Raw genomic sequence first — 24,745 nt, 5'->3', positions numbered from 1 at the left:
TGCCCCCATCGCTGCAGAAAAACACCTGCGCGTTGCGCTTAACGTCCCTGAAGTCCGGCGCTATAGACGCCATCGATGCAAGACGTCGGCACATAGAGCTCGCCTTGAATGCGCCAATCGCCTTCGGCGCGAACCCATTGCGCCATGTAGCGTCCGCGCAGTTCCATCCGTCCGTCGGGCTCGGTCCATTGGCCCGTCCAGTGACCCTCTTCCTGAGCAATGCGCCAGGAAGACGGGGCGCAAACCGACGAGGGTGTGCGAACCCACAGCGTATCGGGGCGGAGCGCGAACTGGGCCTGGTAGTAGTGGCGATTGGCCTGTGCGCCCAGGAGCTGCACAGAGGTCGATGTCAGCACGAGGATGTCCGCCATCCAGATGCTCGAGATCCCGTCGATGTCCTGGTTCGCGATCGCCAGATTGGAGAAGGCCCGCGCCGCACGAATCGTGTGCTCGTTCGTCCCGCCCGGCGCATTCATCCGGCCACCTGGTCCATGCGCGTGATCACCTGCCCGCTGCGCGCGCCGGTGTGCGCGCCTTGCCGCCAGGTGACCGCCCCGTTGACGATCACGGTGTCGATGCCCTCGGCCGGCTGGGCCGGCGTTTCGTAGTTCGCCGCATCGCGGATCGTCGCGGCGTTGAAGAGCACCACGTCCGCGTGTTGCCCGATCTTCAAGGTGCCGCGGCGGCGCAGACCGAAGTTTCGTGCGGTCAGCCCTGTCATCTTCCACACGGCCGTCTCGAGCGGGAACAGGCCGACGTCGCGGCTGTAATGGCCGAGCACGCGCGGAAAGGTCCCCCACAGGCGCGGGTGCGGCTTGTCGCCCAGCGGGATGCCGTCGGAACCGATCATCGTTTCGTCGAAAGCCAGCACACGCTGCACGTCGTCTTCGTCCATCATGAAATAGATCGCGCTGCCCGGCTGGAGCCGGAGCGCTGCGTCGTGCTTCGACACACCCCAGTCCGCGGCGATGTCGGCGAGATCGCGGCCGGCGCATTCGGGGTGGGGTTCGCTGCTGGCAATGAGCACGCGGCCGTCGAGCATGCCGCGGTCGGCGCGGATCATGGTCGAACCCGCCGTATAGGGATAGCAGTCGAGCGAGACGCACTGGTGCTTCATGGTCTCCTGGATGTAGGGAAGCGTCACTTTCGTCTTGCCGAAGTTAGGCGCATGCATGGCCTTGTGGTGTGACAGCACCACCGGCACGCCCAGCGCGCGGCCGATGGCGAAGGACTCCTCCATCGCCTCCATGATCTTGTCGGACTCGTCGCGCATGTGGGTCACGTAGACCGCACCGCATGCACCGAGCGGTCGACCGACCTCGATGATCTCCTCGGTCGTTGCGTGCGCGGCCGTCGCGTAGAAGGTGCCGGTCGACATGCCGATGGCGCCGGCCTCCATCGCTTCTTCGACATGGGCACGCATGGCCGCGATCTCTGCGCTGCTGGCGGGCCGGTCGAGGTCGCTCATCGTGACGCCACGCAGCGTCGAATGACCCACCATCGCAGCAACGTTGACGGAAGACGGCGTGTGTCGCAGCGCATCGAGATAGGCCGCAAAGGTCGTGAAGCGCCCCTCCGCCGGTGCGTCGATCAGGTTCAGCGGCATGGGCAGCTCCATGTCGGCCCGCAACGGTGCCGCGCTGATGCCGCAGTTGCCGGTGATCACGGTGGTGACCCCCTGGGATATCTTGAAGGGCATAAGCGCTTGCGACAGCACCGCCTGGTCGTCGTGCGTGTGCGAGTCGATGAAGCCCGGCGCGACGATGAGGCCCGTGGCGTCGATGGTCTCGTCGGCGCCGTGGCCATCGAGCCGGCCGATGGCGGCGATGCGGCCGTCGGTGATGCCGATGTCCGCGTGGAAACGCGGCGCCTTGGTGCCGTCGATCACGCTGCCGCCGCGGATCAGCAGGTCATAGTGGGGACGCTTCTCGGTCATGTGCATTCCTGGGATGGGCAAAGGTCGGCGTTCAGAACCGCAGCGGCGAGTAAGGCGCGGGGTCGACGAAAGGCGTCGTGCCTTCGATCATGTCGGTCATCAACCGGCCACTGACCGGCCCCAGGGTGAAGCCCTGGTGGGCATGCCCGAAGTTGAACCACAGGCCCGGGTGCCTCGGTGCCGGACCGATCACCGGCTTCATGTCCACGGTGCAGGGTCGGTTGCCCAGCCAGGGTTCAGCCTCCACCGGCTCCGACAAGTCGATCAACTCGCGCGCCGCACGTTCGACCTTCTCCAGCTGAACAGGGGTGGAAGGCGCCCCGAGGCGAGCGAACTCCGCCCCGGTCGTGAGGCGCATGCCTTGGGCCGTCGGTGCCATGACAAAGCCACGCTCGGCGTCCAGCAGCGGAAGCCGCAGACCCGCTCCGCCGCGGTAGTGGCGGTGGTAGCCGCGCTTCACGAAGAGTGGGAGCTTGTACCCCAGCGTGGAGGTCAGTTCCTTCGCCCACGGCCCCAGGGCGATGACGGCATGGCGTGCGCTCAACGGGCCACTCGCCGACTGCACCTGCCATCCACCGGCCCGTTCAGTCAAGGTGGTCGCGTCGCCCTCGGCGACATGGCCACCCAGCGCGACGAATCGATCGGCATAGTGCTGTACCAGAGCGCCGGGATCGCTGACGGACCACGGGTCCAGCCAATGCACCGCCCCCGCCAACCGCTTATGAAGACCGGGCTCTGCTTGCGCCAGCGCATCACCGTCCAGGAGGGTGTGTCGGATGCCGTGTTGCGCCTGAAGCGTGACAGCGCGGGCCGCCATGCTGTCCATCGCGGCCTGGCTGCGAAAGCCCAATCGGTAGCCTTCCTTGCGCACCAGCGCACCGGCGCCTGACTCGGCGATCAGGGCCTGGTGCTCGTTCAAACAGTGTTCGATCAGGCGACGGTGGTCGCATGCGATGGGTGCATAGCGCGACGGCGCCGAGGCATGCCAGTAGCGCGCCAGTGGCGACACCATCGATGGCAAGGCACTCCAGTGATAGTCGACATCCATGCCCCGTTTCAGCGCGACGTCGAGCACCGCCGACCAGGCGCGAGGAAATGCGTAAGGCTCGACCGCTTCCCGCTGGATGATCCCCGCGTTGCCATAGGAGGTCTCGTTGCCGGGCGCTCGTCGGTCGACCAACGCGACCGAGTGCCCGCGCAGGGCCAACTGCAGCGCGGTGCAGGTGCCGACCATGCCCGCACCGAGAACCAGTACGTCAGTGCCGATCGCGGTGGATTGCATGGTGAGTCATCGGTGTCAAGACAGGTCATTGTCCGCTCCCGACGACTGGCGGGAATGACAATAACGCGTCAATAACCGCCACCTGCTGCCGGATGCTTCCGACTGCTGCCGAAGCCGCGCAGCGCACGGTGCGCACGGTGTACAGGGCGATGCCGCCGTACACCCCGCACCCCGGTGCCTACCAGCGTGCCTTGACGCCGATCGACCCCTGCACGCCACTCTTGATGCGTGCACTGCCGCCGACGGCGAACATCTGGCCGACTTCGCCGTAGACGCTCCAGGTCGGGTTCAGGGCCAGCGTCATGCCGCCGGCCACTTCGCCCCAGCTGCCGCCGGTGCGGGTGGCGATGTCGGTGGCCGCGGCCGGGCCGACGAAGCGCGCGATGTCGGTGCCGCTCGAGGCGCGGTACAGGTTCAGGCGGCCGTAGGGTTGCAGGGCGCCGAGCGAGGTGCTCATCGCGCCCTTCACGCGCACACCGGCACGGGCGACCCAGCCGTTGTCGCTGTTCTGCTGCACGCGGGCGCCGGAGATCGACACGTCGTCGAGGTCGACGCGCTGGTAGATGAGCTGCAGCTGCGGCTCGATGGTCCAGCCCCGGCCGAGTGCGAGCGACTGGCCGACTTCGATGGATGCGGTCTGGCTGTCGCCCTTGCCCGACGCGAAGGCGTTGCCCTTTGGCTGCACGGTGTAGCGGTGGTCGCCGGCCTGCAGCACGGCGTCGGCGTAGAAGCCGTTGTCACCGTACCAGGTCGCATAGGCACCGAGGTAGCGCGAGCGCAGGTCGTTGCGGCCGACGCTGCCATACACGCCGCGGGCGAAGCCGTTCACGCTGACATTGCCGTCGAGCTGGCCGACGTAGATGCCGGCATGCCAGTTGCCGTCGGCCCACAGGTCGGTGCCCACCTGGAAGCCGTCCAGGCGGCCCTTGCTGTCCGGTGCGGCGTCGCCCTGCTGCTTGACCTCGATGCCGGTGCTGATGACACGGCCCCATGCGTTGCGCCTGCCGGTGCTGGCGGCGCCGGCCACCGGCTCGTCGCCGATGCGCTGGTGCAGGTTGCCGAGCATGGCCCAGTCGGCCTGGCGCAACTGCTGCGGCAGCGCGGCGAAGAGCGGAACTTCGGCGCGGTAGGTCGGCACGGTGGCAGGGCTGGCCACCGGCGTTGCGCCGACCGGCACGATTTCGACGGCCTGAGGTACCGGTGCCGGTGCCGGTGCCGGTGCCGGTGCCGGTGCGGGTGCGGGTGCGGGTGCGGGTGCGGGTGCGGGTGCGGGTGCGGGTGCGGGTGCCGGTGCGGGTGGCGGTGCTGCGGTGGTTTCCGAGCGCAGGTACCAGTTCTCACCGCTGCCGCTGGCATCCGCCGCATGCAGCGTGTACTCGTAGGCCCCCGCATCGACGTGGCCACCGGCCAGCGCAAACGCGCTCCTGGTGGTCTGCGCAGTGGTCGTTGCGCCATTGAGCGCGCTCACGACTTCGATGCCGCTGCCGGTGGTGCGTGCGCCGAGGCCGCCGAGGTTGGTCACCTGCACCGTGGTGCGACCGCCGGCGCTGGCGCCGACCCCATTGAGCACCAGGCGGTCGGTCGCGCTGTTGCTGTCGCCGAGCGCGGTGCCCAGGTGCAGCGTGCCGTTGTTGCCGACGTAGGCGCCGGTGACGGTGAGCCGCGTGCCGGGTGCAGTGCCGACGAGCGACACGGTGCCGCTGTTGGCGAGCGACGCGACCGTCTGGCTCGCGCCGGCCAGGTCGAGCGTGGCGCCCGCTGCCACGCTGTGGGCCGACGCCGCACTCAGCGTGTCGACCGCGCCGGTGCGCAGCGTGCCGCTCGCCACGGTGGTGGCGCCGGTGTGGCGGTTGGCGCCGGTCAGCGTCAGCGTGCCGGTGCCGGCCTTGACGAGGCTGCCCCCCGTGCCGCCGGCCACGCCGCCGTCCTGGATCACGCCACCGATGGCGTCGTTCGCATTCAGTGCCCCCAGGGTGAGGATGCGACCGCCGAGCAGGACGTCGCCGCTGCCGTTGAGCGAGCCGATCGCCGTCCCGGCGGCGACGTTCGACACGTCGACCGTGCCCTGGCTGGTGACGGCCTGCCCAGCCAGCCAAGCCGCATTGCTCATGCGCAGGCCGGCGCCGGCGGCGACCTGCACCGCACCGCTGCCCAGCGCATTGGCGCCGTTCATGTCGAGCACCCCGCCCTGGATGGCGGTACCGCCGCTGTAGCTGTTGGCCGCCGTGAGTTCGAGCAGGCCGGCGCCGGTCTTCACCAGCACCTGGCTGCCGCCGCTTTCATCGATCGTGCCGCTCTGGCGCACACGGCCGGCCGACACGTTCAGCGCGGCATTGCCGGCGAGCGTGATGGGGTTGGCGATGTCCGTGACCGAGGTGCTGTCGTAGTCGAGCGTGCTGCCGGCCGACATCGTCACGCGGCCGCTGCCCAGCGCGCTGTTGTTCCCGACCTGCAAGGTGCCGCCTTCGATCCACGTGCCGCCCGCGTAGGTGTTCGCGCCGGAGAGCCTGAAGGTGCCGCTGCCGTATTTGACGATGCTGCCGTTGCCCCCCGGGACGAAGCCATCGGAGATCACGCCCGAGAAGTCGCCCGCGCCGGTGCGCAGCGTGCTCGAACCCAGGCCGATGGTCCCGGTGCCGTTCAGGGTACCGACGGTCTCGACCAGGTTGGGTGCGACAAAGGCCAGGCCGGGCAGCGTGATACCGCTGACAGTCGGGCCGAAGGGGCTGTTCACCGTCACGGTCGAGGTGTCGGCGATCTGTTCGCTTTCGCGCAGGGCCACCGTCGCGGTCGGCTCCACCAGCAGGTCGCCCTGGATGGCGGTGGCGCCGCCGGTGCGCATCAGGGCCAGCACCATGCGCCCCCGCACCGTGGTCAGGCCGGTATAGGTGTTGGACTGGTTGCCGACCATGTCGACGTCGCCCCAGTACTGATTGGAAAGCGGTGCTTCGAAGGTGATGCCGTGGTTGCCGGACACCACCCCACCCAGCGTCAGCAGGTAAGTCACCGAGGACGGGCCGACGAAGCTGATCGTGGCATCGGTGTTCAGCGCCATGTTGCCGTTGAGCGTCAGCCCGTTCTCGCGCGCCCGCGGCATCGAATCGGAGCGCGTGTCGAGCGGATCGACGGCAAAGTTGCCGTTCACCACCACGTTGTTCTGCAGCGTGACGCCGCCGCGCAGCGTGCCACCGTTGACGGTGAGCGTGCCGGTGCCGAGCGACCCGCCGCTGGTGACCTCGAGCGCCCCGGCCGCGAGGGTCGTGCCCCCGGAATAGGTGTTGACGACCTCCGGAACCGACAGGTCGCGGCTGCCAAGCACCAGCAGGCCGTCCCCGGTCTTGGTGACGCTGCTGCCGGCGCCGCTGATCACGCCGGACTGCGTGGCTCGGGTGCCGGCCGCGGTCACTTCCAGCGCGGTGTCGGTCCCGGCAACGAGGGGCAGGGGGGCCGCGTTGTCGCTGCCGGCGGCATAGACGATCTGCGCGCCGGCACTGCCGCCGGTCAGCAGTGCGGCAGCCAGCACCACGACGGAGGCGCCGCGGCCGCCACTGCGCGCCCGATCGACTTCCGACACGGCCACCCAAGCGCCGAGGGCATGATTCCAGATACTGCGATAAGACTTGTTCACGATAGGCTCCTGCTGTTGAAGTGCCCCGAAACGGTGCAATTACCGCGAGACACATTGATACGAAAGTGTTCAATTCTTTCATGATTAGAACTTTGTGCTTCGTGTAACACCGCATCAACGCACCATCTCGTGACATCCATCACGCGAGTTCGCTACCAACAGATGGCGCCAGTCCCTCCGGGGACGGTCGTCAGCCTTTCGCCTGCCCAGAATCGCCGGCATGGGACATCTCTATCTCGTGCGCCACGGCCAGGCCAGCCTGGGGGCGGAGGACTACGACCAGCTGAGTGCGCTCGGCCATCGCCAGGCCGTGCGGCTCGGGGCCTATTGGCGGGAGCGCGGCATGCGTTTCGATGCGGTGATCACCGGCACGCTGAAACGGCACCGGCAGACCTGGGAAGGGATCGCCGAAGGACTCGGCCTCGACGCCCAGGACGTGCTGCCCTGGCCTGGGCTCAATGAATACGACAGCGCGGCGCTGATCGCCACCCTTCATCCCGGGAAGCTGGAAAAACCTGACACACCGGCGCTCTACCGCCAGCACTTCAGGCTGCTGCGCGACGGACTCGGCGCCTGGATGCAGGGCCGGACCGCCCCGGTCGGCATGCTCAGCTACGTGGATTTCCTGGCCGGCGTGACGAGCGCGCTGGACCATGTGCGCACGAACCACCACGGGGCGCGGGTGCTGGTGGTGTCGAGCGGCGGCCCGATCAGCACCGCCGTGGGCCAGGTGCTGGGTACCAGCCCGCAGGCCACGATCGAACTCAACATGCGCATCCGCAACACGGCGGTGACCGAGTTCGTCTTCACGCCCAAGCGCCACGTGCTGTTGACGTACAACACGCTGCCGCACCTCGACGGCCCGGCCTGCGAGGACATGGTCACTTACGCCTGAGGCCGGTGCGCCTTCAGGCCTGCCAGACGCCCCAGCCGAGCGCGCGCAGACGGATGCCGAGCTCGACCTCCATCGCAAGCGCCTCGTCGTGGCGCATCGGGTTGTAGCGTTCGTAGACCGACGGCATCAGGTGCAGGCCGTGGTCGGTGACATAGCGATTGGCCTGGATGCCGGCCTTGTGCTTGTCGAAGCGCACATCCGGATCGAGCCCGGTCATGCCGACATACACGAAGGGCTTGCCCAGCACGTGGTCAGGGTTGGCCCGTCGAAAGCGGGCGATGTTCCACACCCGGTCGTCGAGTGCGACCACATACACGTGGTAATGCGGGCGCTTCGCCATGCGGGACGTCTCGGCGCCGCAGCGCCGACGCGCTGGCTCAGCGCTTCTTCAGCATGCCCCAGATGAACAGCAGCACGATCGCGCCGACCACCGAGGCGATGAATCCGGCACCCTGCCCCGCCGTGTACCAGCCCATCGCCTGGCCCAGGTAGGTCGCGATGAGCGAGCCGGCGATGCCGATCAGCGTGGTGATGATGAAGCCGGCCGAGTCGTTGCCGGGCTTGAGCGCACGCGCCACAAGTCCTGCGATGAAGCCGATCAGAATGGTCCAGACGATGCTCATGTGATTCCCTTGAAGTGAAACGGTGGGCTGATAGAAGAATGTTGTTGCCGTGCCGCCGAAGAGGCCGCGTCATGATAGCGGCGCCGGCTGCGGCAGCGCCTTCGAGACGGCGCCGGCCAGCGTCGAGATGTCGAAGGGCTTGATGAGGATGGATTGCGTGCCCAGCACACGGCCGACCTCGGCCATGTCCGCATAGCCCGTGGCCAGGATCACCGGGATGTTCCCGACCATCTCGCGGGCCTTGGCGATCACCTCGGCACCATTGAGTCCGGGCATGGCGTAGTCGACCACCAGCAGGTCGTGCGGCGATGCGCCGAGCACGTGCAGTCCAGCGGCGCCGTCGGCCGCTTCGCTCACCACATAGCCGAGCATCGAGAGGCTTTCGACGATGGCCCGGCGGACCTCCGCATCGTCCTCGATCACCAGCACCTTCTGGCGCTGGGCCGCGGGAGCCTGCGGCGGGCTGCTGGCCACCGCGGTGCCGGTGACCACCTCACGCTCGCGCGAGGCCGGAAACACCATCTCGACCTGCGTGCCGCGGTCCTCTTCGCTGCGCAGCGTCGCCAGGCCGCCCGACTGGCGTGCGAAGCCGTAGACCTGGCTGAGCCCGAGCCCCGTGCCGCTGCCGACCGGCTTGGTGGTGAAAAACGGGTCGAACACCTTGGTGAGCAGGTGCGGCGGAATGCCCACGCCGTTGTCGCGGATCGACACCGCCACATACTCGCCGGCCGGCAGTTCCCCCACGGCGCCGCACAGCCGCGTCCCGATCGAAAGCGTGCCGCCGTTGGGCAAGGCATCGCGTGCATTGACCGCCAGATTGAGCACCGCCATCTCGAGCTGGTTGGCGTCCAGCACGGCCCAGGCGGGTTCCGCGCACAGCGAGAGCTGGACCTGGACCGACGGGCCGACCGACATCGCGACCAGTTCGCGCATGCCGTCGAGCAGCGCGTTCACGTCGGTCAGCCGCGGCAGCAGCGACTGGTTGCGCGCGAAGGACAACAACTGCCCGGTCAGCTTCGCGCCGCGGCCCACGGCCCCCTTGGCGCGCGAGGCGATGCCCAGCACCTTTTCGTCCTTGGCCACGCGCGCCACCAGGTCCAGGTTCATGTTCACGACATGCAGCAGGTTGTTGAAGTCGTGCGCGATGCCGCCGGTCAACCGGCCGATGGCCTCCATCTTCTGGACCTGGATCAGGGCGGCCTGCGCGCGCTCGCGCTCGGCGATCTCGGCCATCAGCCGGTCGTTGGCGCCGGCCAGTTCACGCGTGCGGGCGGCGATGCGGGCTTCGAGTTCGGTGTTGAGCCGCTCGACCTCGGCACGCGTGTCCTCGAGCTGCCGCAGGTGCAGGCGCGTGGCGTACTGGCGCCGGCGCGCACGCACGGCTGCGTCGGCCGCGCGTGCCAGTGTCTCGGTGTGCACCGGCCGCTCCAGCACGAAGGCGTTGCCCAGGGTCTGCAGCAAGGCCAGCGCCTTGCGCGAGCGCCCGCTGGCGTCGCGCGAGGCCAGCACGATGAAGGGAAAGTCGGACCAGCTCGGCTGCGCCATCAGCCAGGCGCGCAGCGGCGCTTCGGGCAGCTCCAGCAGCGATTCCTCGGTCAGGATGGCCGCGGCAGCGCCTTCGTCGAGCGCCACGAACACCGCATCGGCCGAGGCACAGACGACCGCGACGAGGTCGATGCCCTGCAGCACCCGTTGGACCACGGCCGCATCGCGCCCCCGCGGCGCATGGATGAGAACCCTGCGCTCCACCTCAGGCCTTGGCGATGAGCGAGGGATCGCCGAGCAGCGGAACCTGCCCGCGATAGGCCGGCACGCCGGCCAGCACGCCTTCGAAGTCGGTCAGTGCCGGGCCGACCTCCACGCCGTCGTCGCCCAGGCGGAACTCCCGGATGCTCAGCTCGTGCCGGTTGGTACGGCTCTTGACCACCGACACCGCCTTGAGCAGGTTGCCGTGCGCCTCGAAGAAGCGGAACAGCACGATGGCATCGGACAGGTACGACAGGTCGAGGTCGCTGCGCACGTCGCCGATGATGCCGTGCTGCCCCAGCACCAGCAGCGTGATCACGCCCTGCTGGTTGAGGAAGCTCAGCAGCTCGTGCATCTGCAGCAGCAGGAACTTGGCGCCGGGCATGGCCTGCAGGTAGGCGTTCAGGCTGTCGATGACGATGGTGTTCGCGCCGCGCTCCTGCACCGCCAGGCGCACCATGTTCGAAAACTGGCCCGGCGACATCTCGGCCGGGTCGAGGTGGAGGATTTCGAGTTGCCCGCTGTCGATGAATTCCTCGAGCGGCAGGCCGAGCGAGGCACAGCGGCGCAACAGCGTGCCCTTGCCTTCGTCGAACAGGTAGTACGACGCCTTCTCGCCCCGACGCAGCGCCGCCACCACGGCGGACATGGCGGTAGTGGTCTTGCCCACGCCGGACGGGCCGATGAAGAGCGTGTTGCTGCCGCGTGCCAACCCGCCGCCCAGCAGCTCGTCGAGCGCCGGCGTGCCGGTCGAGGCATTCGATTTCTCGAAATTGCCTCGATGCTCGGACGCAATCAGCCGGGGAAACACCTCCATGCCGCCGGTGTCGAGCTGCACGTCGTGCTCGCCCCCGCGATAGCGCACGCCGCGCATCTTGACGATGCGCAGGTGCCGCCGCGCCGGCCCGTAGTCGCCGGTGGCCTGGTCGAGCCGGAGCACGCCGTGCGCGATGCTGTGCAACTGCAGGTCTCCCCCCTGGGCGCTCATGTCGTCCAGCATCAGCACCGTGCACTCGCGTGAAGCGAAGAAGTGCTTCAGCGCGAGGATCTGGCGCCGGTAGCGCAACGGGTCCTGCGCGAGCAGCCGCATCTCCGAGAGGCTGTCGAACACCAGCCGCGTGGGTGAGAGGCGTTCCACCGCGCTCATCACGCCGCGGGTGGTCTCGCCGAGCTCCACCTCGGAGGGATAGAGGATGGATTGCTCGGCCGACGGACTGAGCCCTTCTTCGTTGACCAGCTCGAACAGCTCGATGCCGTCGAGCGACCAGCCGTGCGACTGCGCGACGGTCCGGAGCTCCGACGCGGTTTCGGACAGCGTGACGTAGATGCCCTTCTCGCCGCGGGCATGCCCCTCCATCAGGAACTGCAGGCCCAAGGTCGTCTTCCCGGCGCCGGGCGTTCCCTCCACCAGATAGAGATGGCCGCGGGGCAGGCCGCCACCCAGCACATTGTCGAGACCGGCAATGCCGGTGGCTGCGCGCGATTGCGGGAACACCGGCGGCGTGAGGGAGGACTCGTGAGGCATGGAAGACAGCGGCGAAGCAGACGTAAAGCGATGTGTCCATTCTGCCGAGGCCTCACGGTCCTGGCTGTCCTGCGGCGTCCTACACGCGGGCCCGGCCTGGCGCGCTATACCCCTCCCATGCTCGAAAAACTTCCCGAGGTCATCGGCCACGCCCTGCAAGGGGTCCGTGCCGGTCTGAACGCGCTGGTCTACAACACGCTGGGGCTGCGCGAGGGCATGGCGTCGATTGCGCTGACGAGCCTCGCCTTCGCCGACCATGCCCCGCTGCCGGCGCGCTACACCGCCGACGGCGAAGGCCTGTCGCCACCGCTGCAATGGACCGGCCTGCCCACCGGCGCCGCCGCGCTCGTGCTGCTGGTCGAGGACGCGGATTCGCCCACGCCGCACCCCCTGGTGCATGCGATCGTGGTCGGGCTACCCGCCGAGGACGGTGCCCTGGCCGAAGGCGCGCTGCCGAGTGCAGACAACGAAGGCGCCGGACTGCATGTCGGGCGCAACTCCTACCTGCAAGCGGCGTGGCTGCCGCCCGACCCGCCGCCCGGGCACGGCGTGCACCGCTATGCCTTCCAGCTCTACGCCTTGCGCCGGGTGCCGGTGTTTTCGGACACCCCGGGCCGTGACGAGTTGATCGATGCCTTGCGTGAACACGCGATGGCCAGCGGCCTGCTGATCGGCACCTGCGAGCGGCCCGACGGCTCGATCCGCATCGAGGAAAGCGCGCCGGCCGGCCCGGTGATCGCCGGTTGAACGGCGCGCCTAGGGCGCCGGTTCGCCGACGATCGACAGCGGCAGCCGCGACACCTCGGCCAGCAGTTGGGCCAGGGCGTGCGCGGCAGCGTCCACCACCGCCTGCCCCTTGCCGGCGGTCGCCGCAGCGGCATTGCCGGCGGCGCCTTCGGCGTTGTAGTCCTCCATGGCCCAACCGAGCTTGGCGCTGCGGCCGTTGCCAAGGATCGGATAGTCGGCCGCCCGATCGCGCGACGCGGAGCCGAAATCGCGTGCCGCCTGCATCGCCACCTGGGCCGGGGCCAGCGCCAGCATCATCGAGGTCTCGATCTCGCCGGCGTGCACGCCGAAGCGATGCTCGTCGGCGCTGAACTGCGCACCCGCTTCGCCCAGCGGCAGGTTGAACCAGCTCACGCCGTAGACGATGAGCCCGTGCGCGGCGCGCAGCTCGCGCGCCACGATGTCCATGGCACCGACGTGCCCGCCGTGCGCATTGAAGAGCACCAGCTTGCGCACGCCGGCGCGCGCCACGCCGGCGCCGATGTCGTGCCACAGGCGGATGAGCGTCTCGGATGACAGCGTGAGCGTGCCGGGGAAGTTCGCATGCTCCGGGCTGAGGCCGATGTGCTGGCTGGGCAGGAAGAGCGCGGGCAGCTCGACCGGCAGCAGCGGCAGCGCGGCGGCCACGATGCCGTCCACCAGCACCGAATCCACACCGAGCGACAGGTGCGGCCCGTGCTGCTCGGTGGCGCCGAGCGGCAGCACCGCCACGGCGGTGGCCGGGTCGAGCGCCGCGAAGTCGCGGGTCGACAGCTGCGACCAGAAGCGGCGCGGCGCGACGGGAGCGGTGGAGGTTTCCGGAAGGGTCATGCGCGGGATCTTAGAACCTGCCCGTGCCCGCCGAGCCCGGGCCGTGGCAAAGCCCAGGCTGCGCTGGCCCAGGCCGATGCGCGCATTCCTGCATCCTGGGGCTGGCCTGGCAGTTTCTTCACGGGGCGGTGTCCTGAAGCACCGCCGGCCCCCCGGGTGGAGCCTGCCAGCGCAAGACGGGGCGGCGACGGGTTCTTAGGGCGAGCCCGCCGGGAACGACACGGGGTCGGGCACGCCTTCGGGCGGTGCCAGCATCGTGCCGCGGCAGCTCGGGGCGCCGCAGTGGCAGACATAGTCGCTGGCCGGCGAGCCGTCGTCGGCGGTCAGGCCATAGTCGATGAAGAGCTCATCGCCGGCCTCGACCGCCACCAGGGTCTGGAACTTGAGCACCAGTTCGCCGCGCTCGTCGTAGTCCTCCACCGCCTCGCAGTTCGGATCGCACGAGTGGTTGAGGTGCCGCGTCGCGTTGCCGCCCTTGGCGCCATCGATCGTCTCGTCGTTGGACAGCTTGAAGAGGTAGGTGAGCTGGTCGTTCCAGTCCTTGGCAGCGATCTGCGCGGGCGTGTAGCGGCGCCCTTCGTAGAGGCCGAGGAAGGCCTCGGCCGGCAGGTCGCGTGTCGCGAAGGCCCCGAGTCCGTGGATGCCGCTTTGCGCGACCCGGATGCAGGGGGTGGAAGACGGGGCGGACGAGGGCTTGTGCTTTTTCATCGGGGGCTTCTCGACGCCATTTTCGCGCGCATTCAGGGCCGCGCTGCGGGCGGGAGCGCGGCCTACTGCTTCGAGACCCGCCAGACGGCATTGCCCACATCGTCGGCCACCAGCAGCGCGCCGGCCTTGTCGAGCGCGACGCCGACCGGCCGGCCCTGCGCCTTGCCCTCGGCATTCAGGAAGCCGGTGAGAAAGTCCTTCGGCTGGCCGGTGGGCTGGCCGCCGATGAAGGGCACGAAGACGACCTTGTAGCCCGATTGCGGCTGGCGGTTCCAGGAGCCGTGCTCGCCGATGAAGACGCCGTTCGCATATTCCGGCGGCATGCCGCGCGGGCTCGAGAAGGTCATGCCCAGCGGCGCCACGTGGGTGCCGAGCGCGTAGTCCGGCGCGATGGCCTTGGCGACGCGGTCGGGCTGCTGCGGCTGCACCCGCGCATCGACATGGCCGCCGTAGTAGCTCCAGGGCCAGCCGTAGAAGGCGCCGTCCTTCACCGAGGTGAGGTAGTCGGGCACCAGGTCGCTGCCGATCTCGTCGCGCTCGTTCACCACCGTCCACAGCGCCTTGGTGTCGGGCTCCCAGCCCATGCCGTTGGGGTTGCGCAGGCCGCTCGCGAACAGGCGCTTCTGGCCGCTCTTGGCGTCGACTTCCCAGATGGCCGCGCGGCCTTCTTCGGCCTCCAGCCCGTTCTCGCCGATGTTGCTGTTGGAGCCGACCGTCACGTAGAGCTTGCTGCCGTCTTCGCTGGCGATGACGTTCTTGGTCCAGTGGTGGTTGATGCCGGCGGGCAGGTCGGTCACCTTCACCGGCGCGCCGGTCGCGGTCGTCTGGCCTTCGGTGTACGGCACCTTCACCAGGGCGTTGGCATTGGCGATGAACAGCTCGTTGCCCACCAGCGCCATGCCGAAGGGCGACTGCAGCCCCTGAAGGAAGACGCTCCGCGTCTCGGCCACACCGTCGCCATCGGTGTCGCGCAGCAAGGTGATGCGGTTGGCGCTGGGCACCTCGGCGCCGGCGCGCTTCATGACCTTGCCCTGCACGAAGTCCTTGATCATGCCGATCGGGCCCTTCTTGGCCTCGGGCGCGCCCGGCTCCTTGGGCGGCTTGTTGCTCTCGGCCACCAGCACGTCGCCGTTGGGCAGGGTGTAGACCCAGCGCGGATGGTCGAGCTGGCGCGCCAGGGCCGTGAGCTTGAAGCCGCTCGCCGGCGTCGGCCCGGCCGTGTCGGTCCAGCCGACCGCTTCGGAGATCTTCAGCGTCGGGATGAAGGTCTTGTTGGGAGCCGGCAGTTGCGGTGCGGGGCCGACGCCGGCCTCGAAAGGCAGGCGCGCGGTTTCGCCGCAGGCGGCGACGACGGCCGCGGCAACGGGAATCAGGCAGAGGCGGGTCCAGCGGTTCATTCGGGTCTCCTTGAGAATGCAGGGGCTGTCGGCGATGCTCGGGGCAGCGCCGGCTGCGGGCTGTCGGCTGTAGGCGCTTTCTGGCGTGGTCCGACCTCAAGCCGGGTGCGCCGCTACCATCGGCAGCATGACCGAAGACCTGTTCCGCGCCGACGCCTACCTGCAGGAATGCGCATCGCGCATCGTGCGCCTCGACGCGGCGGGCGTGGTGCTCGACCGCACGGTGTTCTACCCGCTGGGCGGCGGCCAGGCCGGCGATGCCGGCACGCTGCAGCTGGCCGATGGCCGCGCGCTGGCGATCATCGACACCCGCAAGGCCAAGGATGCCGAAGGCCAACCGACCGACGAAATCCTCCACCTGCCGGCGCCCGGGCAGGAGACGCTGCTCGCCACGCTGGCAGCGGGCGACGCCGTGACGGCGCGCATCGACTGGGAGCGCCGCCACCGGCTGATGCGCTTCCACACCGCCACGCACCTGCTCTGCCACCTGGTGGCGCAGCCGGTCAACGGCTGCTCGATCACGCCGGACTACGCGCGCCTCGACTTCCACATGACCGACCCGCTCGACAAGGACGCGCTTACCGCCGGCCTGGCCCGGCTCGTGGAATCGGCGCATCCGCTCGCCGTCGGCGCCATCACCGACGCCGAGCTCGATGCCAACCCCTCGCTGGTCAAGAGCATGAGCGTGCAGCCGCCGCGCGGCAACGGCACCGTGCGCACCATCCGCATCGGCGGCGCCGAGGGCGAGCAGATCGACTTCCAGCCCTGCGGCGGCACGCACGTGGCGAACACGGCGGAGATCGGCGCGGTGGTCGTGACCAAGATCGAGAAGAAGAGCGCCAACAGCCGGCGCGTGGTGCTGGGCTGGGCGGCCTGAGCGGCGCATCAGGAACCTTCCCACCGACTCCCGCTCCGACTGCCGGCATGCTTCGAACTTTCCTTTCCAGACTTTCCGTGGCCGCGCTCGCCCTGGCGGCCGTGCTGCCGGCCGCGGCGCAATTGCAGCCCAAGGCCTCGCCGGTCGTCACCACCTCGCACGTGCGGGCCGAACTGGTCGCGCATGCGCCGGACGGCGTGGCGCCGGGGGCGACGATCTGGGTCGGCCTGCAGATCACGCACCAGCCGGAATGGCACACCTACTGGAAGAACGCCGGTGACTCCGGCCTGCCCACCGAGCTGACCTGGACGCTGCCGGCCGGGCTCAGCGCCGGCGACATCGCCTGGCCGGTGCCCAAGAAAATCCCGATCGGCAACCTCGCCAACTACGGCTACGAGCACACGGTGCTGCTGCCGGTGCCGGTCACGGTGACGCCCGGCTTCAAGCCCGCCGCTGCCTTGGTGGGCGCGGGCGGCATCGACGTCCGGCTGAAGGCGTCCTGGCTGGTCTGCCGCAAGGAATGCATTCCCGAGGAGGGCCAGTTCGCGCTGACGTTGCCGGCGCAGGGTTCGACCGCGCTGCACAAGACGGACTTCGATGCCGCCTTCGCCGCGCAGCCGATGCCGCTCGCGCAGCCCGGCGCCATCGCGGTGGCCGACAAGGTGCTCAACGTGCGCATCGACGGCCTGCCGCCGGCGGCGCGCGGCAAGACACTCGAGTTCTTCCCCGAGACCGCCGAGGTGATCCACACCGCCGCCGTCGCGGGCAAGGACTGGACCCAGGCCTGGCAAGGCGACAGCTGGACGGCGACGATCCCGCTGGCCGAGCAGCGCAGCGCCAGCCCGCGCGCGATGCCGGTGGTGGTGGCGCTGGCCGAGGGGGACCGACGCGACGGCGCACCGATCGCCTGGCGCGCCGAGTCGCCCGTCACCGGCACCTGGCCGGCGACCGCCGCCGTGGCGCAGGTGTCGCCGGCATTGCAGGCCGCGCTGGACGCCAACACGGCGCCGCCGCTGCCGCAACCGGCGGGCAGCTTCGTGATGGCCCTGCTCGGCGCGCTGCTGGGCGGCCTGCTGCTCAATCTGATGCCCTGCGTGTTCCCGGTGCTGGCGATCAAGGTGCTGGGCTTCGCCAGCCACGCCGGCGACCGGCGCGGGCACCGCGCCGCCGGCCTGGCCTACACGGCCGGCGTGCTGGCCACCTTCCTCGCCCTCGGCGCGGCCATGCTGGCACTGCGCGCGGCCGGCGAACAGCTGGGCTGGGGCTTCCAGCTGCAGTCGCCGGCGGTGGTGGCGGTGCTGGCGGCGCTGTTCACGCTCATCGGGCTCAACCTGGCCGGCATGTTCGAGTTCGGCTTCCTGGTGCCGCGTTCGCTGTGCGCCGCGCAGGTGAAGCACCCGGTGGCGAACGACTTTCTCTCCGGCGTGCTGGCGGTGGTCATCGCCTCGCCGTGCACTGCACCGTTCATGGGCGCATCGCTCGGCTTCGCGATCGGGCTGCCGGCCGCCCAGGCGCTGATGCTGTTCGCCGCGCTGGGCTTCGGGCTGGCGCTGCCGTATCTCGTCGCCGGTTTCGTGCCGGCGGTCGCGCGCCTGCTGCCCAAGCCAGGCGCGTGGATGGAAACGCTGCGCCGCGTGCTCGCGTTCCCGATGTTCGCCACGGTCGCCTGGCTGGTCTGGGTGCTGGGCCAGCAAAGCGGCATCGACGGCGCCGGCGCGCTGCTCGGCCTGCTGGTCTGCCTGGCCGCGGTGGTGTGGGCGCTGACGCTGCGCGGCCGCACCCGGGTCGTCATTGCCGGCGCCCTGCTGGCCTGCACCGCGGCACTGGCCCTGGCCATCGGCGGCAACATCGTGCGACCGGTGGAGCCGGTGGTGGCGGCCAGCGGTGCGCGCTGGCAACCGTGGTCCGCGGCCCGCGTCGTCGAACTGCATGCGGCGGGACGCCCGGTCTTCGTCGACTTCACCGCCGCCTGGTGCGTGACCTGCCAGTACAACAAGAAGGCCACGCTGGCCGACAGCGATCTGCTGGCCGACTTCGACGCCCGCCAGGTCGCGCTGCTGCGCGCCGACTGGACGCGGCAGGACCCGGCCATCACCGCGGCGTTGAACGCGCTCGGCCGCAGTGGCGTGCCGGTGTACGTGCTGCAGGCGCCGGGCAAGGCGCCGGTGGTGCTGACCGAGATTCTGAGCAAGAGCGACCTGAAGGCGGCGCTTGCGGCCTTGTGAATTGCTGCGCAAGAAGGCGCCTGGCATGACCCCGGCCAGGCTACGGCTTGTCACATGGCCTTGAAAAAAACGGCCTAAGCTGCGGCCGTCATTGGTTTTTTCGGAGTTTGCAACCCATGCCATCCCTCTCATCGTCTGCCTCGCGCTCCGCCCGGGCCGCCCGCGATGCCGGCGCGGCCCTCAGCCGCGCTTCGCGCCGCGCCATGATGGCCGCCGCAGTCGCGCTGGGCAGCACGCTGCTGATGGGCGCGCCGGCGCATGCCGCGCCCGCCGTCGGCCAGCTGGCGCCCGATTTCGTCGCCGTCGACACGCACGGCCATCCCCATAAGCTGTCCGACTTCGCCGGCAAGTACGTCGTGCTCGAATGGACCAACCCCGGCTGCCCCTTCGTGCGGAAGCACTACGGCAGCGGCAACATGCCCGCCACGCAGAAGGCCGCCACGGCCAAGGGCGTGGTCTGGCTGGCCATCAACTCCACCGAGCGCGCCGCCAGCGACTATTTGCAGCCGGCCGCGCTCGACGGCTGGATGAAGGCGCAGTCGGCCGCCCCCACCGCAGTGCTGATGGACGAAGACGGCACCATCGGCCAGGCCTACGGTGCGCGCACCACGCCGCATATCTTCATCATCGATCCCAAGGGCACGCTGGTGTACGCGGGGGGCATCGACAGCATTCCCTCGGCCCGGCCCGACGACATCAAGAGCGCCACGAACTATGTGACCCAGGCGCTGGGCGAGGCCTTCGGCAGCCGGCCGATCAGCAGTGCGTCGACCCGGCCGTACGGCTGCTCGATCAAGTACAAGAGCTAGCGATCGTCACGGCCGGGACCCGAGCAGGCACTCCGTCACCTCGTCGGAGAACCACTTGAGCCGCCCCTCGACGATCACGCCATCGGAGCCATCCGGGTCGGGCTGTGCGCCGGGAAAGCCATGCGCGACCAGCGCCTCGGCACAGCCGACCCAGTCGCCGTCCTCCGTGGGTCGGTTGAGCGACGCCCACGACAGCGAGCCGCTGACGTCGTCGCCGAAGCCGTGCCGCTCGGTCCATGTGGCGCCGTGTGCGAGCAGGAAGCGCGCGAGCGCAGCATCGCCGCGGAACACCGCCTGGTTCAGCGCCGAGGCATCCCAGTCACCGCCGGTCGTGGTGATCGGCCAGCCGAGTTCGACCATGAGCTGCACGGCCGCGCCGCAGCCCGGCTGGGCAGCCAGTTCGGGCAGCAGACGCCGTTGCGCGGGCGACAGCGTGGAAAGCAACTGCGGATGTGCTTGCTGCAGGCGCCGGGCTTCAGGCCCGTCGCCACGCGCACACGCGGCGACGAACTGCTCGTCGGGTGGCAGTGGCGCATCGCTGCCGACCCGTTGCGCGAGCAGCCGGGCGACGTCCGTCAGGCCGAAGCGCAGCGCCAAGGTGTGGGCGTCGATGCCCTCGGGCGTTCGCGCCGATGCATCGGCGCCCGCGTCCAGCAGCGCCTCGATGTGAGCGGGCGAGCGCCGCCGCCGGATGGCCCACAGCAGCGGCCGTCCCCAATCGCCCGCGGGTCCGTCGGGCGCAGCTTCGTTCGGATCGCCGCCGCTGGCGAGCAGCAGCTGCAGCGACGCCAGCCGGTCGAGGTCGAGCACGCGGTAGAGCGCGTTCGTGCCGTCAACGCGGGCGCCGGCCTTCAGCAGCAGGCGCGTGCAGGCGGGCTCCTCGAGCGAGTGGTAGAGCGATTCGCCGTCGTTCGGGTCTGCGCCGGCCTCCAGCAGCAGCTGCGTGAGCCCCACATCGCGGTTCAAGCCCGCCGCGCCGTAGAGCGCGGACAGGCGAACTTCCTCGGACGGCGCAGCGAGCGATGCAGGCGGCCAGCGGCTGCCGATGGCCTGGTTCGGGTCGGCGTCGGCATCGAGCAGCAGGCTGGTGCAGGCGCGCAGACGATCCCGAAAGGCCGGCAGTTGCACCAGGCTGGAATGAACCACCGCATGGAGCGGCGGCAGCAGAAGCGGCCCTCCGGCGCGGTGGACCCAGCCCGGGTCGCGCGCGATCGCCTGGCGCAGCAGGTCGGCATCGCCGATGGCACAGGCGAGGTAGGGGTCGTCGCCCAGCAGTCCGGGGCTTTCAGCGAGCAGGCGCGCGGCCACCGCAGGCTTGGCCAGGTTGTTGCCGCCCGACACTTCGCCGGCATAGGCGGCGCGCAGCCACAGCAGCACCGCGCGGGCCGGGTCGTTCGCCTGCGCGATGCGGGCCAGGACGAAGCCTTGCAGATCGACCCACGACGGAAAGCCGTACTCGCGCGCCAGGCACGATTGCGCATCGTGCAGGCGCAGGCCGAGCCCTGCGATGGCCGCCACGTCCTTGCCCGCGGCAAGGGGCAGCGATTGCCGGAACCGGGTAAATGCAGCGGGATCGCCGCGTCGATAGCCGGCAAGCAACTCTTTCGCTTGCTTCTTGAGATGCCCGAGATCGGGCCGTGCGGGAATGCGTTTCACTGAACCTCCGTGCATGAAGCGCCGACGACCCGCAAATCCGGCTGCACAAAGGAGCTGGTGAAAGCGCCGCGCGTCGGCGCGGCAGCGTGTGAGAGCAAGTGGGTTCAACCCTTCCCGCGGGCCCGGGCGCGGCTTGCACCGCAGCGGGATGGTAGGTGCAACGCATCCACGTGGTCAATGCGCCAAGGGGGCTCGGCGCCAGGGCCGGCTGCGACAATCGGGCGATGCCCTTCGCCGCTTTGCAAAACGACACCTTCCTGCGCGCCTGCTGGCGCCAGGCGACCGATCACACTCCCGTCTGGCTGATGCGCCAGGCCGGGCGTTACCTGCCGGAGTACGTCGCGACGCGCGCCCAGGCCGGGAGCTTCATGGGGCTGGCCACCAACGTCGACTACGCGACCCAGGTCACGCTGCAGCCGCTGGAGCGCTTTCCGCTCGACGCGGCGATCCTGTTCTCCGACATCCTGACGGTGCCCGACGCGATGGGCCTCGGCCTGTCCTTCGAAGCCGGCGAAGGCCCGCGCTTCGCGCGGCCGGTGCGCGACGAGGCCGCCATCGCGGCGCTCGCGGTGCCCGATCTCGAGAAGCTGCGCTATGTGTTCGACGCCGTGACCTCGATCCGCCGCGCGCTCAACGGCCGGGTGCCGCTGATCGGCTTCTCGGGCAGCCCGTGGACGCTGGCCTGCTACATGGTCGAAGGCGCCGGGTCGAGCGACTACCGGCTGGTGAAGTCGCTGATGTACAGCCGCCCCGACCTGATGCACCGGTTGCTGGCGGTGAACGCGGATGCGGTGGCCGCCTACCTCAACGCCCAGATCGACGCCGGCGCCCAGGCGGTCATGCTGTTCGACAGCTGGGGCGGCGTGCTGGCCGACGGCGCCTTCCAGGAATTCAGCCTTGCCTACACGACGCGCGTCCTGGGCCAATTGAAGCGCGAGGGCGCCGACGGCACGCCGGTGCCGCGCATCGTGTTCACCAAGGGCGGCGGCCTGTGGCTCGAGGCCATGCGCACGCTGGACTGCGAAGTGCTCGGCCTGGACTGGACCGTCAACCTCGGCGCGGCACGCGCCCTGGTCGGCGAAGGCGAGGCCGGGAAGGCGCTGCAGGGCAACATCGACCCCAACGTCTTGTTCGCGCCGCCGGCGCAGATCGAGGCCGAAGTGGCGAAGGTGCTGCGGAGCTTCGGTCGGCCGCACACCGACGCGTCGCGGCCGGGTCCGACGCACATCTTCAACCTGGGGCACGGCATCAGCCAGTACACGCCACCGGACCATGTGGCGGTCTTGATCAAGGCGGTCCACGCCCAGTCGAGGCTGTTACGAGAATAAGCGCTCGCTTGCATTTTTTCACGCTTTCGGCGCATGTAAGACCAAAGGGTTGATTCCACGTTTGTCAAGCGAATCGACCTGTGGCGGTTGACTTATGCACAAAACGCGTGCTGCGGTGCGCAAAAATATCCGAGGGCGCCAGCCCGTCGCTCATAAAGCGATAGCGCCGCTAAGTCATTGATTCATAACGATTCGCCGCGATGCTTTTTTTGCGGGCACTCTAGTCGGAGCCTTGATTTTCAAGGGCTGGCGGCGTGTGGAGCATACATATCAACAAAGTTATCCACACAAACTCTGGACGGATTGCAAACCGTAAGCAAATCAACCACTTAAGGCATTTTGCTCAAAGTCGCATTAACTGAGAAAGATTCCCAGGCCGCCCCGGACGCCTGGCGAATCGACGTCGCATTGCAAACGCCGGCGCATGCAGCGCTCGACGATCTGCTGAGCTACACGGGACGCGCCCCGCTGACGCCCGGCACCTTGGTGCGGGTGCCGCTCGGCCGACGCGAGGTGCTGGGGGTGGTCTGGCAGGCCGAGCCGCGGGGTGCCGAACAGGACGGGATGCTGTCGCTCAAGCCGGTCGCCGCAACGCTGGACGACCTGCCGCCGCTGGGCGACGCCTGGCGCCAGCTGGTCGCTTTCGCCGCCCGCTACTACCAGCGGTCACTCGGCGAGGTGGCCCTGTCGGCGCTCCCGCCGCAACTGCGCGATCTCAGCGGCGTGCAGCTGGCGCGGCGGCTGAAGCGGCCGCGCGGCGCGGCGGCCGAAGCGGCGGAAACCGGGGGCACGGCTGCGGAAGCCACGGCCGAACAGGCCGAGGCGCTGCGCCGCATCGAGGCCGAGCCGGGCCCCTTCCTGCTTTTCGGCAGCACCGGCAGCGGCAAGACCGAGGTCTACCTGCAGGCCGTGGCCCGGCTGCTGGCGCAGGCACCGGAGGCGCAGGCCCTGGTCATGGTGCCGGAGATCAATCTGACGCCGCAGCTGGAAGCCCGCTTCCGGGCGCGCTTCGGCAGCGACGCCGTGGTGTCCCTCCACAGCGGCATGACGAACCCGCAGCGCCTGGCCAGCTGGCTGGCCGCCCACGCCGGCCACGCGCGCATCGTGCTGGGCACCCGGATGGCGGTGTTCGCGTCGATGCCGACGCTGCGGCTCATCGTGGTCGACGAGGAACACGACCCGAGCTACAAGCAGCAGGAAGGTGCGCGCTATTCGGCCCGCGACCTGGCCGTCTGGCGCGGCCACAACGAGGGCGCCAAGGTGATCCTCGGCTCCGCCACACCCTCGCTGGAAAGCTGGCACCAGAGCCGCCCGGCCGCCACCGACGACCCCGGCGGCCGCTACCTGCGGCTGGCGATGCCTTCGCGCGTCGGCGCCGGCGCCCTGCCCGCCGTGCGCCTGGTCGACATGGCGCTGCAGCCGCCCAAGACGGTGCTCTCCGGCGGCTTGCTCGAGGCCATCGGCCAGCGCATCGCGCGCGGGGAGCAGAGCATGGTCTTCCTGAACCGGCGCGGTTACGCCCCAGTGCTGGCCTGCGGCGACTGCGGGTGGAAGAGCGAATGCCCGCACTGCAGCGCCTACCGCGTCTTCCACAAGATCGACCGCACGCTGCGCTGCCACCACTGCGGCTTCACCGAACGCGTGCCGCGGGCCTGCCCGGCGTGCGGCAATCCGGACATTGCACCGGTCGGGCGCGGCACCGAGCAGCTCGAAGAACAGTTGGGCGCATTGCTGGCGGACGTGAAGCGGCCCGACGGCAGCGCGGTGCGCGTCGCGCGCATCGACGCCGACAGCACGCGCAAGCAGGGTGCGCTGGAGTCGCAGCTGGCGGCGGTGCACGCCGGCGATGTCGATGTGCTGGTCGGCACCCAGATGATCGCCAAGGGCCACGACTTCCGGCGGATCACGCTGGTCGCCGCGGTCAACCCGGACGGCGCGCTGTTCTCCAGCGACTTCCGCGCCCCGGAGCGGCTCTTCAGCCTGCTGATGCAATCGGCCGGCCGGGCGGGGCGCGATGCAGCCTACCTCGCGGCCCAGGGCTCGACCGCCGAGATGTGGATCCAGACCCACCACCGCGACCACCCGCTGTTTGCAGCGCTGCGGCGCCACGACTACCCGGCCTTCGCGCAGGGCGAGCTGGACGAGCGGCGCGCGGCAGGCATGCCGCCCTTCGCCTTTCAGGCGCTGGTGCGGGCCGATGCGCGAACGCAGGAGGCGGCGCAGGCCTTTCTGACGGCGGCGAGCGCGGCGGCGGACGGACTGCCCGACGCCGAGCGCGTCACGCGCTACCCCGCCGTGCCGCTCGCGATCCAGCGTGTGGCGAACGTCGAGCGGGCCCAGATGCTGGTCGAAAGCGGATCGCGCGCCGCCCTGCAGCGCTTGCTCGCGCAATGGCAGCCGCTGCTGCACGGCCTGCGTCGCACCCCCGAGGGGAAGGGCGTGATTCGCTGGCTGGTCGACGTCGACCCGCAGCAGATCTGAGGCTCTGAAGGGCGCGGCAGCGCGCCCGCCATT

The 24,745-nt window shown here is 69.6% G+C and carries 19 protein-coding genes; 7 read left to right on the top strand and 12 right to left on the bottom strand.

The features are described 5' to 3' along the window. Nucleotides 1–38 precede the first annotated feature (38 nt). The 4 genes from ACSFBE_RS00270 to ACSFBE_RS00255 form a co-directional block, all read right to left on the bottom strand. Nucleotides 39–476, bottom strand: coding sequence for a YybH family protein (locus tag ACSFBE_RS00270; RefSeq protein WP_435488366.1), 438 nt, complete (start codon nucleotides 474–476; stop codon nucleotides 39–41). Beyond that, nucleotides 473–1,936 carry an N-acyl-D-amino-acid deacylase family protein gene (locus tag ACSFBE_RS00265; protein ID WP_435488365.1) on the bottom strand — a complete coding sequence of 488 codons (1,464 nt, stop codon included), beginning with the start codon at nucleotides 1,934–1,936 and terminating at the stop codon, nucleotides 473–475. Before ACSFBE_RS00265 ends, ACSFBE_RS00270 begins: the two co-directional genes overlap by 4 nt. A 31-nt stretch (nucleotides 1,937–1,967) precedes the next feature. Beyond that, nucleotides 1,968–3,218, bottom strand: a complete 1,251-nt coding sequence (locus tag ACSFBE_RS00260) for an NAD(P)/FAD-dependent oxidoreductase (protein WP_435488364.1) — start codon at nucleotides 3,216–3,218, stop codon at nucleotides 1,968–1,970. Nucleotides 3,219–3,396: 178 nt separating this feature from the next. Continuing rightward, nucleotides 3,397–6,846: an autotransporter outer membrane beta-barrel domain-containing protein gene (locus ACSFBE_RS00255; RefSeq protein ID WP_435488363.1), complete on the bottom strand. Its 3,450-nt coding sequence runs from the start codon at nucleotides 6,844–6,846 to the stop codon at nucleotides 3,397–3,399. A gap of 220 nt (nucleotides 6,847–7,066) precedes the next feature. Here ACSFBE_RS00255 and ACSFBE_RS00250 point away from each other — a divergent pair, with 220 nt between their 5' ends. Further along, nucleotides 7,067–7,741 (top strand): histidine phosphatase family protein, encoded by a 675-nt coding sequence (locus ACSFBE_RS00250; RefSeq protein WP_435488362.1) that lies wholly within the window; start codon nucleotides 7,067–7,069, stop codon nucleotides 7,739–7,741. Nucleotides 7,742–7,754: 13 nt separating this feature from the next. On the opposite strand, the gene ACSFBE_RS00245 is transcribed toward ACSFBE_RS00250, so the two are convergent. The 4 genes from ACSFBE_RS00245 to ACSFBE_RS00230 all read right to left on the bottom strand — a co-directional run bounded on the left by ACSFBE_RS00245 (nucleotide 7,755) and on the right by ACSFBE_RS00230 (nucleotide 11,635). Then, nucleotides 7,755–8,081 carry a hypothetical protein gene (locus tag ACSFBE_RS00245; protein ID WP_435488361.1) on the bottom strand — a complete coding sequence of 109 codons (327 nt, stop codon included), beginning with the start codon at nucleotides 8,079–8,081 and terminating at the stop codon, nucleotides 7,755–7,757. 37 nt (nucleotides 8,082–8,118) lie between these two features. Continuing rightward, nucleotides 8,119–8,364, bottom strand: coding sequence for a GlsB/YeaQ/YmgE family stress response membrane protein (locus ACSFBE_RS00240; protein ID WP_435488360.1), 246 nt, complete (start codon nucleotides 8,362–8,364; stop codon nucleotides 8,119–8,121). A gap of 69 nt (nucleotides 8,365–8,433) precedes the next feature. Further along, nucleotides 8,434–10,113: an ATP-binding protein gene (locus tag ACSFBE_RS00235; protein WP_435488359.1), complete on the bottom strand. Its 1,680-nt coding sequence runs from the start codon at nucleotides 10,111–10,113 to the stop codon at nucleotides 8,434–8,436. Between the two features lies 1 nt (nucleotide 10,114). After that, nucleotides 10,115–11,635 (bottom strand): ATPase domain-containing protein, encoded by a 1,521-nt coding sequence (locus ACSFBE_RS00230; protein ID WP_435488358.1) that lies wholly within the window; start codon nucleotides 11,633–11,635, stop codon nucleotides 10,115–10,117. 117 nt (nucleotides 11,636–11,752) lie between these two features. On the opposite strand from ACSFBE_RS00230, the gene ACSFBE_RS00225 reads away from it, so the two are divergent. After that, entirely contained in the window at nucleotides 11,753–12,382 is a 630-nt protein-coding gene (locus ACSFBE_RS00225) for a YbhB/YbcL family Raf kinase inhibitor-like protein (protein ID WP_435488357.1), read from the top strand. Between the two features lie 9 nt (nucleotides 12,383–12,391). Here the strand turns inward: ACSFBE_RS00225 and ACSFBE_RS00220 are convergent, their stop codons facing one another. From ACSFBE_RS00220 to ACSFBE_RS00210, 3 genes are all read right to left on the bottom strand, one after another. Next, nucleotides 12,392–13,231: a creatininase family protein gene (locus tag ACSFBE_RS00220; protein WP_435488356.1), complete on the bottom strand. Its 840-nt coding sequence runs from the start codon at nucleotides 13,229–13,231 to the stop codon at nucleotides 12,392–12,394. A 195-nt stretch (nucleotides 13,232–13,426) separates the two neighbouring features. Next, nucleotides 13,427–13,939, bottom strand: a complete 513-nt coding sequence (locus ACSFBE_RS00215) for an SET domain-containing protein (RefSeq protein ID WP_435488355.1) — start codon at nucleotides 13,937–13,939, stop codon at nucleotides 13,427–13,429. Nucleotides 13,940–14,001: 62 nt separating this feature from the next. Further along, the gene (locus tag ACSFBE_RS00210; RefSeq protein WP_435488354.1) at nucleotides 14,002–15,336 is read right to left on the bottom strand and encodes a PQQ-dependent sugar dehydrogenase; all 1,335 of its coding nucleotides are present in this window, start codon (nucleotides 15,334–15,336) and stop codon (nucleotides 14,002–14,004) included. A 127-nt stretch (nucleotides 15,337–15,463) separates the two neighbouring features. Here ACSFBE_RS00210 and ACSFBE_RS00205 point away from each other — a divergent pair, with 127 nt between their 5' ends. The 3 genes from ACSFBE_RS00205 (at nucleotide 15,464) to ACSFBE_RS00195 (ending at nucleotide 19,247) form a co-directional block, all read left to right on the top strand. After that, a complete protein-coding gene (locus ACSFBE_RS00205; protein WP_435488353.1) occupies nucleotides 15,464–16,213 on the top strand; it encodes an alanyl-tRNA editing protein in 750 nt (249 codons plus the stop codon). 47 nt (nucleotides 16,214–16,260) lie between these two features. Then, nucleotides 16,261–18,438, top strand: a complete 2,178-nt coding sequence (locus ACSFBE_RS00200) for a protein-disulfide reductase DsbD family protein (RefSeq protein WP_435488352.1) — start codon at nucleotides 16,261–16,263, stop codon at nucleotides 18,436–18,438. Between the two features lie 116 nt (nucleotides 18,439–18,554). Further along, nucleotides 18,555–19,247: a redoxin domain-containing protein gene (locus tag ACSFBE_RS00195; RefSeq protein ID WP_435488351.1), complete on the top strand. Its 693-nt coding sequence runs from the start codon at nucleotides 18,555–18,557 to the stop codon at nucleotides 19,245–19,247. A 6-nt stretch (nucleotides 19,248–19,253) separates the two neighbouring features. Here ACSFBE_RS00195 and ACSFBE_RS00190 read toward each other — a convergent pair whose 3' ends face one another. Further along, on the bottom strand, nucleotides 19,254–20,903 hold the full coding sequence (locus tag ACSFBE_RS00190; protein WP_435488350.1) for an ankyrin repeat domain-containing protein: 1,650 nt from the start codon (nucleotides 20,901–20,903) through the stop codon (nucleotides 19,254–19,256). A 224-nt stretch (nucleotides 20,904–21,127) separates the two neighbouring features. Between ACSFBE_RS00190 and hemE the strand changes: the two genes are divergently transcribed. Together hemE and priA are read left to right on the top strand one after the other, a co-directional pair. After that, a complete protein-coding gene (gene hemE / locus ACSFBE_RS00185) occupies nucleotides 21,128–22,231 on the top strand; it encodes a uroporphyrinogen decarboxylase (RefSeq protein WP_435488349.1) in 1,104 nt (367 codons plus the stop codon). A gap of 408 nt (nucleotides 22,232–22,639) precedes the next feature. Further along, entirely contained in the window at nucleotides 22,640–24,712 is a 2,073-nt protein-coding gene (gene priA / locus ACSFBE_RS00180; protein ID WP_435488348.1) for a replication restart helicase PriA, read from the top strand. Nucleotides 24,713–24,745: the final 33 nt, after the last annotated feature.

The sequence above is a fragment of the Variovorax sucrosi genome, from assembly GCF_051216635.1.
GTDB lineage: Bacteria > Pseudomonadota > Gammaproteobacteria > Burkholderiales > Burkholderiaceae_C > Variovorax.
The sequence above is the reverse complement of the archived record's forward strand: the minus strand, read 5'-3'. Positions and strand labels throughout refer to the sequence as shown.

Excerpts from the sequence above, each read along its gene's own strand:
- ACSFBE_RS00270 (WP_435488366.1), bottom strand. The coding sequence starts at position 476 with ATGAATGCGCCGGGCGGGACGAACGAGCACACGATTCGTGCGGCGCGG.
- ACSFBE_RS00265 (WP_435488365.1), bottom strand. The coding sequence starts at position 1,936 with ATGACCGAGAAGCGTCCCCACTATGACCTGCTGATCCGCGGCGGCAGC.
- ACSFBE_RS00260 (WP_435488364.1), bottom strand. The coding sequence starts at position 3,218 with ATGCAATCCACCGCGATCGGCACTGACGTACTGGTTCTCGGTGCGGGC.
- ACSFBE_RS00250 (WP_435488362.1), top strand. The coding sequence starts at position 7,067 with ATGGGACATCTCTATCTCGTGCGCCACGGCCAGGCCAGCCTGGGGGCG.
- ACSFBE_RS00245 (WP_435488361.1), bottom strand. The coding sequence starts at position 8,081 with ATGGCGAAGCGCCCGCATTACCACGTGTATGTGGTCGCACTCGACGAC.
- ACSFBE_RS00240 (WP_435488360.1), bottom strand. The coding sequence starts at position 8,364 with ATGAGCATCGTCTGGACCATTCTGATCGGCTTCATCGCAGGACTTGTG.
- ACSFBE_RS00230 (WP_435488358.1), bottom strand. The coding sequence starts at position 11,635 with ATGCCTCACGAGTCCTCCCTCACGCCGCCGGTGTTCCCGCAATCGCGC.
- ACSFBE_RS00225 (WP_435488357.1), top strand. The coding sequence starts at position 11,753 with ATGCTCGAAAAACTTCCCGAGGTCATCGGCCACGCCCTGCAAGGGGTC.
- ACSFBE_RS00220 (WP_435488356.1), bottom strand. The coding sequence starts at position 13,231 with ATGACCCTTCCGGAAACCTCCACCGCTCCCGTCGCGCCGCGCCGCTTC.
- ACSFBE_RS00215 (WP_435488355.1), bottom strand. The coding sequence starts at position 13,939 with ATGAAAAAGCACAAGCCCTCGTCCGCCCCGTCTTCCACCCCCTGCATC.
- ACSFBE_RS00210 (WP_435488354.1), bottom strand. The coding sequence starts at position 15,336 with ATGAACCGCTGGACCCGCCTCTGCCTGATTCCCGTTGCCGCGGCCGTC.
- ACSFBE_RS00205 (WP_435488353.1), top strand. The coding sequence starts at position 15,464 with ATGACCGAAGACCTGTTCCGCGCCGACGCCTACCTGCAGGAATGCGCA.
- ACSFBE_RS00200 (WP_435488352.1), top strand. The coding sequence starts at position 16,261 with ATGCTTCGAACTTTCCTTTCCAGACTTTCCGTGGCCGCGCTCGCCCTG.
- ACSFBE_RS00195 (WP_435488351.1), top strand. The coding sequence starts at position 18,555 with ATGCCATCCCTCTCATCGTCTGCCTCGCGCTCCGCCCGGGCCGCCCGC.
- hemE (WP_435488349.1), top strand. The coding sequence starts at position 21,128 with ATGCCCTTCGCCGCTTTGCAAAACGACACCTTCCTGCGCGCCTGCTGG.